The 15,723-nt window shown below is 57.7% G+C and carries 14 protein-coding genes; 10 read left to right on the top strand and 4 right to left on the bottom strand.

All coding sequences use genetic code 11. From position 1 onward, the window contains the following. Positions 1–10: 10 nt before the first annotated feature. Entirely contained in the window at positions 11–931 is a 921-nt protein-coding gene (locus GT019_RS11410; protein ID WP_161743281.1) for a GH25 family lysozyme, read from the bottom strand. 206 nt (positions 932–1,137) lie between these two features. Then, positions 1,138–1,782 carry a GntR family transcriptional regulator gene (locus GT019_RS11405; RefSeq protein WP_161743280.1) on the bottom strand — a complete coding sequence of 215 codons (645 nt, stop codon included), beginning with the start codon at positions 1,780–1,782 and terminating at the stop codon, positions 1,138–1,140. A gap of 322 nt (positions 1,783–2,104) precedes the next feature. Here GT019_RS11405 and GT019_RS11400 point away from each other — a divergent pair, with 322 nt between their 5' ends. The 7 genes from GT019_RS11400 to GT019_RS11370 all read left to right on the top strand — a co-directional run bounded on the left by GT019_RS11400 (position 2,105) and on the right by GT019_RS11370 (position 12,458). Next, on the top strand, positions 2,105–2,935 hold the full coding sequence (locus tag GT019_RS11400; RefSeq protein WP_201755359.1) for a transporter substrate-binding domain-containing protein: 831 nt from the start codon (positions 2,105–2,107) through the stop codon (positions 2,933–2,935). Positions 2,936–2,957: 22 nt separating this feature from the next. Beyond that, positions 2,958–3,611 carry an amino acid ABC transporter permease gene (locus GT019_RS11395; protein ID WP_161743278.1) on the top strand — a complete coding sequence of 218 codons (654 nt, stop codon included), beginning with the start codon at positions 2,958–2,960 and terminating at the stop codon, positions 3,609–3,611. Then, entirely contained in the window at positions 3,608–4,330 is a 723-nt protein-coding gene (locus GT019_RS11390; protein WP_161743277.1) for an amino acid ABC transporter ATP-binding protein, read from the top strand. The genes GT019_RS11395 and GT019_RS11390 overlap by 4 nt, the downstream gene beginning before the upstream one ends. A 102-nt stretch (positions 4,331–4,432) precedes the next feature. Then, entirely contained in the window at positions 4,433–5,641 is a 1,209-nt protein-coding gene (locus GT019_RS11385) for an ornithine--oxo-acid transaminase (protein ID WP_161743276.1), read from the top strand. A 46-nt stretch (positions 5,642–5,687) separates the two neighbouring features. Then, a complete protein-coding gene (gene rocF, locus GT019_RS11380) occupies positions 5,688–6,644 on the top strand; it encodes an arginase (RefSeq protein WP_161743275.1) in 957 nt (318 codons plus the stop codon). A 507-nt stretch (positions 6,645–7,151) separates the two neighbouring features. Next, positions 7,152–11,756 carry a M20/M25/M40 family metallo-hydrolase gene (locus GT019_RS11375; protein ID WP_161743274.1) on the top strand — a complete coding sequence of 1,535 codons (4,605 nt, stop codon included), beginning with the start codon at positions 7,152–7,154 and terminating at the stop codon, positions 11,754–11,756. A 204-nt stretch (positions 11,757–11,960) separates the two neighbouring features. Further along, positions 11,961–12,458 carry a hypothetical protein gene (locus GT019_RS11370; protein ID WP_161743273.1) on the top strand — a complete coding sequence of 166 codons (498 nt, stop codon included), beginning with the start codon at positions 11,961–11,963 and terminating at the stop codon, positions 12,456–12,458. Between the two features lie 79 nt (positions 12,459–12,537). On the opposite strand, the gene GT019_RS11365 is transcribed toward GT019_RS11370, so the two are convergent. Together GT019_RS11365 and GT019_RS11360 are read right to left on the bottom strand one after the other, a co-directional pair. After that, a complete protein-coding gene (locus GT019_RS11365; protein ID WP_161743272.1) occupies positions 12,538–13,086 on the bottom strand; it encodes a chromate transporter in 549 nt (182 codons plus the stop codon). A 142-nt stretch (positions 13,087–13,228) separates the two neighbouring features. After that, positions 13,229–13,717: an Lrp/AsnC family transcriptional regulator gene (locus tag GT019_RS11360; protein WP_161743271.1), complete on the bottom strand. Its 489-nt coding sequence runs from the start codon at positions 13,715–13,717 to the stop codon at positions 13,229–13,231. 185 nt (positions 13,718–13,902) lie between these two features. On the opposite strand from GT019_RS11360, the gene GT019_RS11355 reads away from it, so the two are divergent. The 3 genes from GT019_RS11355 to GT019_RS11345 all read left to right on the top strand — a co-directional run bounded on the left by GT019_RS11355 (position 13,903) and on the right by GT019_RS11345 (position 15,616). Further along, a complete protein-coding gene (locus GT019_RS11355; RefSeq protein WP_161743270.1) occupies positions 13,903–14,412 on the top strand; it encodes a GNAT family N-acetyltransferase in 510 nt (169 codons plus the stop codon). Next, positions 14,409–14,981 carry a hypothetical protein gene (locus GT019_RS11350; protein WP_161743269.1) on the top strand — a complete coding sequence of 191 codons (573 nt, stop codon included), beginning with the start codon at positions 14,409–14,411 and terminating at the stop codon, positions 14,979–14,981. The genes GT019_RS11355 and GT019_RS11350 overlap by 4 nt, the downstream gene beginning before the upstream one ends. An 83-nt stretch (positions 14,982–15,064) precedes the next feature. Next, positions 15,065–15,616 carry an AAA family ATPase gene (locus GT019_RS11345; RefSeq protein WP_161743268.1) on the top strand — a complete coding sequence of 184 codons (552 nt, stop codon included), beginning with the start codon at positions 15,065–15,067 and terminating at the stop codon, positions 15,614–15,616. Positions 15,617–15,723 lie beyond the last annotated feature (107 nt).

The raw sequence follows: 15,723 nt of genomic DNA, 5'->3' as shown, positions 1-15,723 counted from the left end.
ACTTACCAGATTAATAGTAGATATATACCTTATTCGTCCTGCCATCCCAAGATACTTTGCCGCCGAGGAAGCGGCCGACGGCGCGGACGCTGACGTATGCCGATCCGTCGAGCAGCGTGAACTGGGTGACGGGGAAACCGTTGACGTACGGCATGCGGGTTGCCGCGTTCCACGTGACGGTGGCGCCGAGCGATTCGCCGAGCTGCCTGAGCGGCGCGTAGACCGTGCCGTTGCGGTTGCGTCCGTAGGCGGCTAGCTTGTCGTTGACGACGACCTTGACCGTATCTTGTTCGCTGATCGGCTGCACGGCGACGACGCCGGCATAACGGTCGAAGAACGATTCTTCCATGGCATTCAGGTCGACGTTCCCGGCAATGCCGTTCACGGAACCCGTCGACGTGTATTGGAAGACCGCCCACTCGTCCCACGTATCGTTGTCCATCGGTCGGTTCGTGCCATAGTGGGCGATCCAGAGCGGCCATTGGCCGAGCTCCTTGCCCAGGTAAGTCTTCGCGAAGCTGGCGCCGGTGTACACCATGGCGTCATGGCCCGTCAATCGTTCGACTTCCCGCAGCCACTGCGCGCACCAGTCCGTCAGTTCGTCATCGGGTACTTGCGCGGCATCGCCCTCGACGTCGAGGACATGGGGGAAGTCCGCTTTATAGCCGGCGATCACGGAGACGAAATGCGCGGCCTCCGCCGCGGCATCGTTCGATTCCGGATGCGCGTAATGATAGAAACCGACCTTTAATCCCGCCGCGGCCGCATTGACCGCATTGGACGGCAGCGTCGAATCTTTGAAACCGCCGCCTTCCGTGGCTTTCATGAACACCCCGACCACGCCGTCCGTCCGCACCTTGTCCCAGTTGACGATGCCTTGATGATGCGAGACATCGATGACTTTCAAGTTGCTTGCGCTTCTTGCTTGCATGCCATCACGGCTCCTTCGCTATGAAATGTCGCCTCTTGATAGTTTATGAGCCTGCGAGAGCCGACGTTCCAGGGAGAGTGCCTTTTTGGAAGGGAGGGCGGCGGCAATAAGCGCAGCAGTGCAGCCCGGTTATGTCGAATGAATAAAAAAACGACCCGCGCGGGTCGTTTTTTTGTAAGCGTTTATCGTTACGGCCGAATCACGGGCTACAGCATATCCGTGTCGATGATCCGCCAATGGTATTTCAGCGTGCATTCCAGCTGGGGCTTATCCTTGAGACGGATCAGCTCGACGATTTTGCGATGCTCGGAGTTGACCTCGTTCAAGACGGCTGCGAGCTTCTGTTTATCTTCGCTGGAGTAGGACTGCCGGACGAAACTGATTTTGAGCGAGTGCATCATGTCGATCAGCAGCGGATTGTCCGATTTGCGGATATAAAGTTCATGGAATTCGTACTGATCGGCGTGATACTCGGTGAAATTCAAGCGTTCTATGTCGTGATCCATTTTATTGACGAGTCTTTCCATCTCCGCAAGATCGCTTTCCTCGAGATGATCCACCGCCAGCGTGGCAGCCAGCGCATCCAATGTGCCGATGATCCGCGAGAAATCGATCTTCTTCTTTGCATCGAAAGCTTTCACGGTAAATCCGCGCCGCGGCAAATATTCAAGCAGGTTGTCGGAGGTAAGCTGGAATAGCGCTTCTCGGGTCGGCGTGCGGCTGATGTCCAGTTTCTTGCAAATTTCGGCTTCGTTGATTTTATGGTTGGGAAGGAGGGTGCCGTCTTGAATTCTTTCCGCGATGTAGTTATAAACGTGGTCTTTGAGCGATTGATACTTTGGCATCTGCATGAAAGCTTCTCCTTTCAACCGGGATAAATCTCTCGTATTACTTCGGTTATGTATATATAATAATCTATTTTATCATTGCTATACTTCGTGTTCAAGCAATGTTATTCCAGTATGTGTTAGGTTTTGTCACGCGAAAAAGGCGAATCTCTCATTTGGCGACGAATGGAAGAGGAAAAATCTTGTAGAGTCCGAGAACTGGTGTTATAATCCATTACATCGACAGGTGAATATTGTATTTTGTATACAGATTTAACGAAAGCCTGACGGGGGAATCGGGTAAGCGAAGGCCAAAAAGAAGAGGAGAGATGAGAACGTGAAGAAGATGCTGCTGGTGATGATTGGGCTAATGGTGGTTCTGACCGCCTGCGGGGAGAAGAAGAACGAAGGCGATTCCGGGAATGCCGGGGCCGCGAACGCCAATGCAACTGCCGATGCGGGAGCTTCCGAACCGGCCGGGCAGAAGACGCTCGTGCTGGGAACGAGCGCCGACTACGCGCCTTATGAGTTTCATAAAAGCATCGACGGCAAAGACGCGATCGTCGGCTTCGATATCGAGATCGCCAAGGAAATCGCCAAAGACATGAACGCCGAACTCAAAATAACGGACATGGATTTCGACGGCTTGCTGCTTGCGCTGGATACGGGCAAAGTGGACATGGTTATCTCCGGCATGACGCCGACGGAGGAGCGCAAGAAGAACGTGGACTTCTCCGACCTCTATTATTTGGCGGAGCAGGCCGTGCTGGTGAAGAAGGATCAAACCGCGCAATACAAGACGCTCGACGACTTGAAGGGCAAGAAAGTCGGCGTGCAGAAGGGTTCGATCCAAGAAGGCATCGCGCAAGAGATCGAAGGCGCCAAGCTGACGTCGCTGGCTAAAATTCCGGAGCTGATCCTGGAATTGACGAGCGGCCGCTCGGACGCGATTATCCTGGAGAAGCCGGTTGCCGACCAGTACGTCAAGACGCAGACCGACCTCGTGGTATCGGAGGCGAAGATCGTGCAGTCCGAGGACGAAGCGGGCGCCGCGATCGCGATCAAGAAAGGCAACCAAGCGCTGGTGGACAGCGCCAACGCCACGATTAAACGCCTGAAGGACGGCGGCGACATCGACCGTTTTGTCGTCGAAGCCAATGAGCTTGTCGGGGAATAACGAACGGACGGAGTAGGTGGACATGCATTTCGATTATTCATTTTTGGGCGAGTATTGGCCGACTTATCTGCGTGGCGCCTGGCATACGCTGCAGCTGTCGTTCTTCGGCGTCATTCTCGGGACGCTGCTTGGCGTCGGGTTCGCCTTGCTGCGCATCTCGCGCGTCCGGCTGCTTCAATTTCTGGCTATGGCTTATATAGAAGTCATCCGCGGCACGCCGTTCATGGTGCAGATTCTCATTATCCACTTCGGCTTGACGGAATTCGGCATCGACCTGCCTCCGTTCATGTCGGCGGTCGTCGCGCTGACCATCAACAGCGCCGCTTACATGGCCGAAGTCTTTCGGGCGGGGATCGAAGCCATCGACAAAGGCCAGACGGAGGCCGCGCGCTCGCTCGGCATGACGCGCGGCATGACGATGCGCCTGATCGTGCTGCCTCAAGCCTTCCGCAGCATGCTGCCGGCGATCGGCAACGAATTTATCGTCATCATTAAGGATTCTTCGCTCGTTTCCGTTATCGGGATCGCGGAATTGATGTATTCCGCGCGCACGGTGCAAGGGATCACCTATCAGCCGATGGAGCCGCTAATCGCGGCCGCGGCGGGTTATTTTATCCTCACGTTCACGGTCTCGAAACTGTTGGGCGCGCTGGAAAGGAGGCTGGGCAGTCGATGATCAGGGTAAGCGAACTGCGGAAGTCGTACGGCAAGCATGAAGTGCTGAAGGGGATCGACGCCGAGATTCGGAAGGGCGAGGTCGTGGTCATTATCGGTCCGAGCGGATCCGGCAAGAGCACGTTCCTGCGCTGCCTCAACCGTCTGGAGGAGCCGAGCTCCGGGGGCGTTTATTTCGAGGGGCGGATGATCACGGGCAAGCAGGCCGATTTGAACGCGACGCGCCAGCAGATGGGGATGGTGTTCCAGCATTTTAACCTGTTTCCGCATATGAGCGTGCTGGACAATCTGACGATCGGACCGCGCAAAATCAAGAAGCTGTCCAAGGACGAGGCGGAGGCGATCGCGGTCGACCTGCTCCGCAAGGTGGGGCTGGAGGACAAGCGCGACGCGTTTCCCGGCAGTCTCTCGGGCGGCCAGAAGCAGCGGATCGCCATCGCGAGGGCGCTGGCGATGCAGCCGGACGTCATGCTGTTCGACGAGCCGACCTCCGCGCTGGACCCGGAAATGGTCGGGGAAGTGCTGGACGTCATGAAGCAGCTGGCGATGAACGGCATGACGATGGCGATCGTGACGCACGAGATGGGCTTCGCGAGGGAAGTCGGCGACCGGCTCTTGTTCATGGACGGAGGCGTCATCGTGGAAGAGGGCGTTCCGAAGGACGTGTTTCTTCAGCCGCGGCATGCGCGAACGCAGGAGTTTTTGTCCAAAGTGCTTTAGTGAATTAACGCGTTTATTAGGTAGGATTGCCGGTTAACGGCTGGGAATCGGTTTTTTATACCGTCTCATGTATATTGTATACAAATAAAGGAGTGCATACAGATGGAAGTCGGCGAATCGGGGATCGCCATCGCGCTTGCGGACCGGTACGGTGCCCGTAATTATCATCCCTTGCCCATCGTGATCGCGAACGCGTCCGGCGTCTGGGTCGAGGATCCCGAAGGGCGCCGTTACATGGACATGCTGAGCGCGTATTCGGCGCTGAATCAAGGGCATCGCCATCCGAAGATCATCGGGGCGCTTGCGAAGCAGGCCGGGAAGGTGACGTTAACCTCCAGAGCTTTCCACAACGAAACGTCCGGCTTGTTCTACGAAAAGCTGTCCCGGTATACGGGAATGCCGCGGATTCTGGCCATGAATACGGGAGCGGAAGCGGTAGAGACGGCGATCAAGGCGGCGAGGCGCTGGGCATACCGGCATAAGGGCGTGCCGCGGGATCAAGCGGAGATCATCGTATGCGCGGGCAATTTCCACGGGCGGACGATCACGGTCACGTCCTTCTCTTCGGAAGAGGGCTACAAGCGGGACTTCGGGCCGTTCACGCCGGGCTTCAAAGTCATCCCGTACGGCGACATCGCGGCATTGGAGCGCGCCATCACGCCGAATACGGCCGCGTTCCTGGTCGAGCCCGTACAAGGGGAAGCGGGGATCGTCATCCCGCCGGAGGGTTATCTGCGGCAGGCAAGAGCGCTGTGCGACGCGCATCGGGTCCTGTTCGTGGCGGACGAGATCCAGACGGGATTCGGCCGGACGGGGCGCCGCTTCGCTTGCGACCGCGAATCGGTCGTGCCGGATATGTATATCATGGGCAAGGCGCTTGGCGGAGGCGTAATGCCGATCTCCGCCGTCGCGGCGAGCGACGAGATCCTTGGCGTCTTCGAGCCGGGTTCGCACGGCTCGACGTTCGGCGGCAATCCGCTTGCCTGCGCGGTGGCGATCGCGGCGATCGAAGTCGTGGAGGAGGAGGAGCTGGCGGAACGCTCGGAGCTGCTCGGGGGCTATTTTGCCGATCGGTTGGCCGAGATGGCCAGTCCGCTGGTGCGCGAGATCCGCGGCAGGGGGTTGTTTATCGGGGTGGAGCTGCATACGGCCGCGAGGCCCTATTGCGAAGCGTTGATGCGGCTGGGACTGCTGTGCAAGGAAACGCACGAGACGACCATCCGGTTTGCGCCGCCGCTTACGATCGAACGGGCGGAGATCGACTGGGCGCTGGAGCGGATCCGGCGCGTGCTCACGGGCGCGGCCATTTAGCCGGCTACACCGCCGGCGTATCATCGAGAGGAGAGAGGCTGACGCGATGGAAACGAATAGGAATGTAACCGCTGCGGGTACGCAATTGCAAGGCGCGGCCGGCACGCAGAAGAAAGTCAGGCTGATTCGCGTTCCCTTCTGGCTTGGCGGCGGCAAGGCGGGAACGGATCTCGGTCCGGAGTATATCGTCAAAGCCGGGCTTATGCGCAAGCTGCGCGCCATGGACATCGAGGTGGAGGACGAGATCGAGGTGGATTGCCCCGTGCAGCCGTTGCTGACCGGAGCGCCGGCCCGAATCAAATACCTTCCCGAAGTGCTGGAAATGAGCGGGCTGGTCGGCGAGCAGGTATACCGGGCGGCAGCCCGCGACAGTTTTCCGCTAATTCTGGGCGGCGACCACAGCGTGGCGATCGGTTCCTTGGCTGGACTGACCGCCCATTACGAGAATCTTGGCGTTATATGGTTCGATGCGCACGGCGACCTGAATACGGAGGAGACGACTCCGTCCGGCAATATGCACGGGATGGCCCTCGCGATCGCGATCGGCAAGTCAAACTTCAAGCTGACGGACATTCCGGGAGCGGGTTCCTTGATCAAGAAGGAAAACATCGTGATTATCGGTGCCCGGGAGCTCGACCCGGGCGAGCGCGAGCTTATCCGCTCGGAAGGCATCGCCTGCTTCTCCATGCACGAGATCGACCGGCTGGGGATCGCCGCCGTCATCGAGAAGGCGCTGGAAATCGCCGGGAACGGCACGGACGGCATTCATGTGAGCTTCGATCTGGATTGTCTCGATCCCCGGGAGGCGGCGGGCGTCGGCACGCCGGTGCCGGGCGGGCTGAATTACCGGGAGGCGCATTTCGCGCTGGAGCTGCTCTCGGAGTCGAAACGGGTTACCTCCATGGATATCGTGGAAGTTAATCCGCTGCTCGATTATGACAGGCGCACGGCCACCCTGGCGGTGGAGCTCGCGACGTCGCTGCTCGGCAAGCGGATTCTGTGACCGGCCGTCCGGGCGGAGGAACTTGCTCTCGAGGGTCGATCTGTCGGGAGCGACTCCAAGGCGGGCAACCGCGATGATTTGTTCCCGTTTGCGCAAGCCGGCGGACAATGCGAGATTCGCAACTCATGATAGATTCGCGTTATATTATTTAACTAAATTTTAGAATTTGATAGACTTTACTCTCAAAATGTTATATTATCTAACGCATTAGAGGGCTAAAGTGAGTGTCGGATTAAGTATTGATTATCAACTAGTAGGTATTCAGTCGTGATGTCATTATACTTAACATAATATCGTATATTGTGTTATGTATTTTGTATACATATTGTCGATCAAGCGGGCGAGAGATTATCGGGCGAATCCATGCAGCCAAGCCGGCGACGAGAGATCAGGAAACGGAGGGATGCTTAGAGGCACGGGAGTTACATGGATGTTCGCACTGAATTTTTTATGCGCGTTTTCCTTATATGAATCTTTCATCCGTTCGACAAGATTAGGAGGAATACCATGTTCAAGAAAATGATCACGCAACGCTTGCTTTCTTTCCTGCTCGTGTTCACGATGGCGGTCTCGACCTTCGTACCGGCAGCTTATGCGGAAGACGCCAATACCGGGGGGCCGGGAACGGTAGAGACAGATCCGGCAGCCGAAACGCCGTCGACGGAAACGCCGACGGAAACGCCAACGTCCGACGCGCCAACGTCCGAGACGCCGTCTACGGAAACGCCGACGACGGAAGCGCCGACGACGGAAGCGCCGACGACGGAAGCGCCGACGACGGAAGCGCCGTCGGCCGATCCGGCAAGCGAATCGTCGGTTGCCGCGCTCGATGCGCCTGTCCTTAACTTAAAGGAAGGCGAAGTAGGCTACGCGGCTTCGCAATACCTGACGTATCTGTCGACGACGATCGGTACGCGTACCGCGGGCAGCGACCCCGATAAAGCGGCCGGCGACTACATCAAGGGCGAGTTCGAGAAGATGGGCTTGTCCGCTACGAAGCAGGAATTCTCCTACACGAGATCGGGCAACACGGTCACGACGAACAACATTATCGCCACCAAGCCGGGACTCTCGGACAAAACGCTCATTATCGGCGCGCATTACGATTCCGTCAGCTCGGGCGGCAGCATGGGAGCCGACGATAATGCTTCCGGCGTGGCCGTCATGATGGAATCCGCTCTGGCCGTCGCGAGCAAGTCGACGCCGTACACGATTAAATTCATCGCGTTCGGAGCGGAAGAAGCCGGAACGAGAGGCTCGCAGTATTACGTCTCCCAAATGGATGCCGCTGCCAAGAAGAACACGGTGGCCATGATCAACCTGGACAGCGTGGCCGTCGGCGACGACATGAACATCTACGGCAATGCCGGATTCGAAGGCTTCGTGCGCGATCAAGGGCTCGCGATCGCCGACCGTCTGGACTTGAACATCAAGACAAATCCGGGCTTGAATCCCGCATATCCGGCCGGCACGACCGGCGATTGGAGCGACCACGCCGCATTCCGTAAAGCCGGAATTCCATACGGTTACTTGGAAGCGACGAACTGGACCCTCGGAGATTTGGACGGATACACCCAGACGGTCCTGGAAGGCGAAGTGTGGCACACGGGCAAAGATAATCTCGCGCATATCATCGAGACGTATCCCGGCCGAATCGAAGAGCATCTGACCTCCTTCACCAAATTGCTCACGGCGCTGCTGCTGGAGCTGAAGGAACCCGAGGTCCAGCCGATCACGCTGAGCGACGACAAAGCCTCCATGACGGAGAAACGCACGATCGACGTGGAGTTCGAGCTTCCGACCACGTCGGCCGTAACCGACCTGCAGTTCACGTACGGCGGCAAGCCGCTGTCGGATTGGAAGAAATGGAGCACGACATCCACGCCGGCCGGCTATACCGGCGACCCGTTCATTTACCTGGAAGGCACGCCGGTCGTCGAAGGCACGAAGGTCAAAGCCAAAATCACGTTCGATCTGATTTACGGCACGGCCGACCTCTCCGGCACGTATCGTACCCGGTATCCTGAAATGATCGGCACGCATGACCTGGAAGTTCTCGGCAAGACCGGCAACGTCTTCGCGGCGGCGCCGATCAAGCTGAACCCGTACGATTCGTTCCATTTGTACGACGAGATCAAACCGGCGATCGACGCCATCACGGCCAAGGCCAAAGAAGGCCGTTACATCGAGACGCGCGTGCTCGGCCAGTCGTCGCAAGGACGCGATATCTACTTCACCATCCTCGCGAAGGACAAGGCTTCCGTCGACCAATACGTGAACGAGACGCTTCCGGCGATGATGAACGATCCCGCGGGACTTCAAACCAAGATCAAGAGCGGCAAGCTGAGCAACTACAAGGTGCCGATCTGGATCAACAACATTCATCCGGACGAAGCGCCGGGCATCGACGCGATTCTCAATATCTTCGATGCGATGTCCAGCCAAGACACCGTCACGTACGACACGACGGACGAAGCGGGCAAGCCGAAGACGGTCACGATCGACGTCAACCAAGCGCTGGACAACGTGATTTTCCTGCTGGACTACACGGAGAATCCGGACGGCCGTTACCTGAATACGCGCGCGAACGCCAACGGCTTCGACCTGAACCGCGACAATTCGTACCAAACGCAGCCGGAAACGCAAATCGTGGCCAGCGAAATCGCGAAATGGTCGCCGACGTCGTTCCTGGACTTCCACGGCTTCGTGAAGCAGTTCCTGATCGAGCCGTGCACGCCGCCGCATGACCCGAACTTCGAGTACGACCTGCTCATCGATAACATGGTGGATCAGGCCAACGCGATGGGCCGCGCGGGCGTAGCCAATACCAAATACGACGTGTATCACATTCCTTACGAAGAAGCCCGCAAAAAAGCGGCGGATCCGGACTACAAGCCGATCGCCAACGCGACGGGCTGGGATGACGCTTCGCCGGCTTACACCGCGGTATTCGCGATGCATCAAGGGTCTCTCGGCCACACGGTCGAAATTCCCGAGCTGAACGAGGATTCGGTATCCGCACTGTTCTTCACGGCCATGGCTTCGACCAAATACGTCATGGACAACAAGAAGGAGCTGTTCCTGAACCAACTGGAAGTGTACAAACGCGGCATCGAGAACGTCGACAGCTATTCGGTCGATAAATACTTGATCAATGCCAGCAATGAAGTTATCGGCAGACCTCGCGACGGAGAAGACAACTTCTTCCCTGAATACTACGTGCTGCCGGTAGACGCAGGCTTGCAAAAGAATGCGCTCGAAGTCTACAACATGGTGCAGTACCTGCTGCGAAACAGCGTCAAGGTGGAGAAATCCACGGTTCCGGTGACCGTCGGGACAACGGTGTATCCGGCCGGAAGCTATATCGTCAACATGCATCAGGCCAAACGCGGATACGCCAATCTGGTGCTGTACGACGGAATCGACGTATCCGACTTCAGCGCGATGTACGCGGACATTATCCAAAGTTTCTCGTACATGAGAGGCTTCGACCGCTATATCGTCCGCGATGCGGGCGCGTTCGCGGCCAAGACGGCGCCGGTGACCTCGCTGACCGTTCCGACGACGCAAATTACGGGCTACACCGTACACTACGTCATCCGCGATACGAATAACGCGGCATTGCAAGCCGTCAATGAGCTCGTGAAGGCGGGCAAGTCGGTCACGATGCTGGATAATGGCGGCACGGGCTATGAGAAGGGCGATTTCCTGGTCTCCTACGCCAACTTGAAAACCGTCATGGACAAATACTTGCTGGACGTGGTTCCGTTCGAGGAAAGCGGCAGCAAGGAAGGCAAGGTGCTCAAGCCGATCAAGGTAGCGGCGACGGGCGTTCCCGCATTCGTGCTGAACTCGCTTGGCTTCGACGTGACGGGCAGCGCGGCCGAGGGCGACGTGCTCGTGAATACGAGCAACAGCAACAGCTACATCAGCGCGGGCACGCCGTATATCGGCTTCGGCAGAAGCGTAATGAACTCCCTGAAGAGCTCGAACCTGCTTACGGGCTTCAACTTCGCCACGACGGGCAACGCGCACGAAGGCCTGTTCGAGACGATATTGGACCAAGACAGCGTGATTACGGCTCCTTACGAGGACACGGAATATTTGTATACGGTATCCGGTTCCTATATTACCGCCGTTCCGGAAGGCGCGGACGTCATCGCGACGGCCAGCTCGGACGACGACTTCTACTTGGCCGGCTGGTGGCCGAACCATGATAGAGCGAAGGGCAGCACCATTGCGTTTACGTACAAGACGGATGCCCTGAACGTGACGGTGTTCGCCAATGAACTGACGAACCGCGATCATCCGCAATTCCAGTTCCGCCTGCTCGCGAACGCGATCTTTGCTGCGGAGCCGGCCAAAGAAGGCACAGTCGACGATGGCGACGGCTCGCATCCGGAGCAGCCTGGTAATGGCGGCGGCACGGGCGGCGGCGGTGGTGGCGGTGGCACCGGAACGACGGATCCAACGACCCCAACGGAACCCGTGAATCCTACCGAACCTACGACCCCGACCGATCCGACAGGACCTGTTCTTGGCGCTCCTGCGTTCACGGATCTTGGACCGGTCGCCTCTTGGGCAAAGGATGCCATCGAGTCCTTGGCTTCCAAAGGCATCGTCAAAGGCATTGACGACAAGGGCAGCTTCGCTCCGCTGAAGCAAGTGACGAGAGCGGAATTCTTGACCATGCTCGTTCGCGCGTTTGATCTGAAGGCGGAGAACGCGACGATTTCCTTCAGCGACGTAAAATCGGGCGCCTGGTACTACGAGGCCGTTGCGGCAGCCGTCGAGGCGGGCATCGCCCAAGGCGTAGGCGGCGGCAAATTCGATCCGAACCGCCCGATTACCCGGGAGGAAATGGCGATCATGGCAGCGAACCTGCTGAGTACCATTAAGGACCTCCAAGTAACGGATGTAGCGGGTCAATTGTCCAAGTTCAAAGACCAAGGCAGCATGGCTTCCTACGCGAAAGAAGCGATTGCGCTTCTGACGCAAACGGGCGTCATCACCGGCACGTCGGCGGACGCGTTCACGCCGAAGGGCATCGCGAACCGCGCCCAAGCGGCCGTGATTATCAGCCGAATCTTGGAACTTGGTTCGGAAGCGTAAGGATAGCGGAATAAACAAAAGGAACTGCCGATTCGGGCAGTTCCTTTTGTTGTGCTGCGGGAATTCGAGGGGGAGCGAACTTCCGATAGGAGAGACCGAGCTCGCAATCAGATATTTAATGAAGGAAAGGGCTTCCTATGAAAGCCCGAACGAGGACATCCTATTGAAATATGAACAAGAGATTGCATGAATAGGGGGAGAGGTATGCTTTATCTATCACAGGTTAGCGACATGGAAACCTGGTACTTCGAAATAGATTCGCACAATCGCACGGCTTACCGGCAAGTGATGCATACGCGAGAAGGGGAATGGGTCGGTTCTAATAGAAGGCATCCCCGCTTCGGTTATTTTCTAAGCGATCAGGATGTGATCGCTGAACGGGGCGAGGAGATAACGAAACAAGCGTTCGAAGCGTTCTGGGAGCTAGCAAATGCCCCGCACTGGGCGGCCTGGAACAACGCCAAGCGCGCATTGCCGATCGGTGCCGACGTCGAGGGCACCTTGGATGTCTTTTACCCGCACGGCGTTATTTGTTCCATTCCTGCGTACTGGGCAGTTGGCTTGGCGAATTACGAAGCATGCAAGGCGCTGGAGGCTGAAGAGTTATTGTCCTGCGGCAGTAGTATCGCGGCCTGCGTATCCGGGTATGACGAAGTGAATCTGTGGATCGAACTGCATGTTAAGCGGCTCGGCGGCCTTTAAGGGAATCGCGTTTCCGTTTGCTGACGGGAAGTTCTCAGCGACGCAACGAACGAATAGACCCGTGCAGAGCAGCAATGCACTATCCGCGCAGAAACAGCGCGCCGATCACCAGCGACCCGATAATGCCGTAAACCGCGCTCAGATTCAAATAATACACCATGACAAAGTAACCCGCCGCCAGCAGGAACGGGATAAACGTGATGAAGCCCGGCGAGGTCTTCATGGCGTATTTGGCGAAATCATAGGCGAGCATCGCCATCATGACGAAGATGACGGGCTGGATGCCGCGGATCATGCCTTTGATGTACGCGTTGTTTTGCAGCTTGGACATGACGCCGACGAGCACGATCATGAGCAGCGCGGTCGGCAGGACGACGGCCGCAAGCGCGACGGCGGCGCCGGCCCAGCCGGCGACCTTGAAGCCGATGTACGCGGCAAGCTTCGTCGCGATCGGACCCGGCAGCGAATTTCCGAACGCCAAAGCATGGCCGAAATCCTCCGTCGTCATCCACGACATCCGGTTCACGACCTCGTTCTCGTATAGCGGAATAATCGAAGGCCCGCCTCCGTACCCCAGCATCGTCGCGCGTCCAAACGAAAGAAACAACCGCCATAATTCATTCCACATGGATTCCTCGTCCTCTCTTCGTCTATCTTTCTTTGTGTTGTTTCCGTTCATTTCTCGTGATTTTCGTGCTATCTTTTCTCTTTCCTACTTCTTCCCGAGTAAGCTTGGCGAAAAGTGACCGCAGGTCATGCCTAAACCAAGCTTACAACTTCATGCCCATGCGACTCTTATACCGCTTCAGCAGCAGCTGGCTGTCCACGCTCACGATGCCCGGCATGACGTACACCTTCTCGACGAGGAAGCGTTCCATGCCCTGAATGGTCTCGAATATTCCGTGCATATGCAGCTTGCTCGGCCCGCTCATATGATAGAGGCTGGTCACCTCGGGTTCGTCGGCGAGCTTGGCGGACACGTCCTCGAGGAACTGCGGCTCGACCTCGACGTTGAAGAACGCCGAGACCTCGATGCCGATCCGGGCGGGGTTGATCACGGCCGTGAACCGTTCGATGACGCCTTCGTCCATGAGCGCGGCGATGCGCGTCTGAACCGCGACGCGGGACAGGCCGACCAGCTTGCCGAGCTCGGTATAGGAGATGCGCGCGTTCTCGTGCAGCGAGGTGAGGATTTTGCGGTCCGTCTCGTCTAACGATACGACGGGCAGCGTGAACGTTTGCGGCGGTTTGGAAGTCACGGTTCCACTCCTTGTTATCGTTTTGAAACCATGGTAGCATAATTATTTTCGAAACGAAAGTTGTTTTTATCTTTCACTTTCGGGATGTGAATGAAAACAATTCACTCATTTTCAAATAGATGGACGGTTGGTATAATATTTTTACATACGCAAAGTCATTCCCAGCTAAAGGAGCTGCGTGAGAATTGTTGAAAGCCGCTGTTATCCGGTGGGCGGTGCCGGGGGATTGGGTGAAGCTCGGCGAGCTGCAGGCGAGAAGCTACCACGATGCCTACCGAAAGCTGCTGCCGCATGATTTTTTGAATCGCGTGACCGCGGAGAGCCGCCAATCCGAATGCCGGGAGCGGCTTCGGGAACCCGGACATACGGGAATCCTGCTGATCGACCATAAAGCGGTCGGGTACATAAGCTTGCGTTTTCCGATATCGCCTCAGCAGGGGGACGGCGAAATAACCGCCTTGTATTTGCTGCGCGAATATTGGGGGCGCGGATTGGGGACGCGGCTGATGGACTGGGGACTGGAGCGGCTCCGGGAACGAAGCTGCACGGAGGCAAGCCTATGGGTGCTGGAGAAAAACGCGGCCGCCCGGGGATTCTACGAACGGCTCGGTTTTCTGCCGGACGGCACGCGGCGCGTCGTCACGCGCGGAGACGAATTCGTGCAGCTGCGGTATGAGAGGAGGATCGGGACATGAGAAGAAGAAACACGATATTGGCGCTGATTTTGATCGTAGTCGCGGTGGCGTATTTCGTCTATAATCAGTCGGGCTACTATTTCGGCGAACATCGCGCCTTGGCGCAAACGGCTTCCTATAGCGGGCAGACGCGGGTGTACGAGCAGGCGCGCGGGAGCGACTCGATCGTCATTCTCTCCGACGGCAGCCGCAGCAAAGCGCAAATTCTGCACCGCAAATGGGGTTTCCTCTACAAGCCCGGCACGTCGGTGGAAATGGCTGCGCTGGAGGGACGCGAAGCTGTCCGCTATGCCTGGTTTTCGGCCGACGCGAGCAGCCATGACGGCAAGCGCGACATCGTATTCGCGGCGGAAACCTCGGATCCGGCGGTCAAGACGGTCATCGTGAGCAACGATACGCTCGGCCATCCGGCGGACAGCGCGGAAATCAAGCAGCAGGCATCCGTCTACGTCGAACTGGACGTGAGCGGGAAGTACGCCATCGCGATCGAAGGGCTGGACGAGAACGCGATCGGCAGCTTCGTCGTTCGCGCGGTGGATCCGGACGGCAAAGTATTGGCGGGTTCATAGGATCGGCACGGAGCATAGGAGCTCCGGGAACGAAAAGCAGCGAGTCGGGCAGGAAGGGCTACTTTGATCCAGGGGGTAAAATCATGCTGGAGCGCAAACCGATCCTATATCTGATATCCGGTCCCCCGGGCGCGGGCAAATCGACGACGTCGCGCGCGATCGCGGAACGGCTGGGCAGAAGCGCCATGATCGACGGCGACGATATTTACCATTTGGTCGTAAGCGGCAACCGCAGTCCGTGGGAAAGTCCGTTCCACGTCGGCCTGATGTGGCGGAACATCGCGGCGCTTGCGCGTCATTTTGCCGATGCCGGGCATGACGTCGTGATCAACTACGTGATATTCCGCGCAGATATCGAACGGTTCAAAGCGGAGCTCGGCGATGGATGGCTTCGGCGGGTTACGCTGAAATTCATTCTGCTTACCGCCGCGGAAGAGGAATTGCGGCGGCGTGACGCCGAGCGGACGCCCGAGCTTCGCATGGGCGAGCGCTGCGGCATCGTGCTGCGCGAGCTGCTCGCCGATCATGGCGCCGACGCCGGGCATCGCTTGGATACGACGGCGCTCGCGCTCGAACAAGCCGTCGAGGAAATCATCGGCGGCGCGAGGTTCGAGATCGTTCATCCCGGCAGCTAACGGAGCGCCGCCCGGCGCATCCGGTCAGGCGCGGTTTGATGCGCGGTTATCAATTGGGCATACTATCCATTAACGAACGACGCAGCGGAACGGCGCACCATCATTTT

It is taken from the genome of Paenibacillus glycinis, from assembly GCF_009909185.1.
In the GTDB taxonomy this organism is placed as follows: Bacteria; Bacillota; Bacilli; order Paenibacillales; family Paenibacillaceae; genus Paenibacillus_Z; species Paenibacillus_Z glycinis.
The sequence above is the reverse complement of the archived record's forward strand: the minus strand, read 5'-3'. Positions and strand labels throughout refer to the sequence as shown.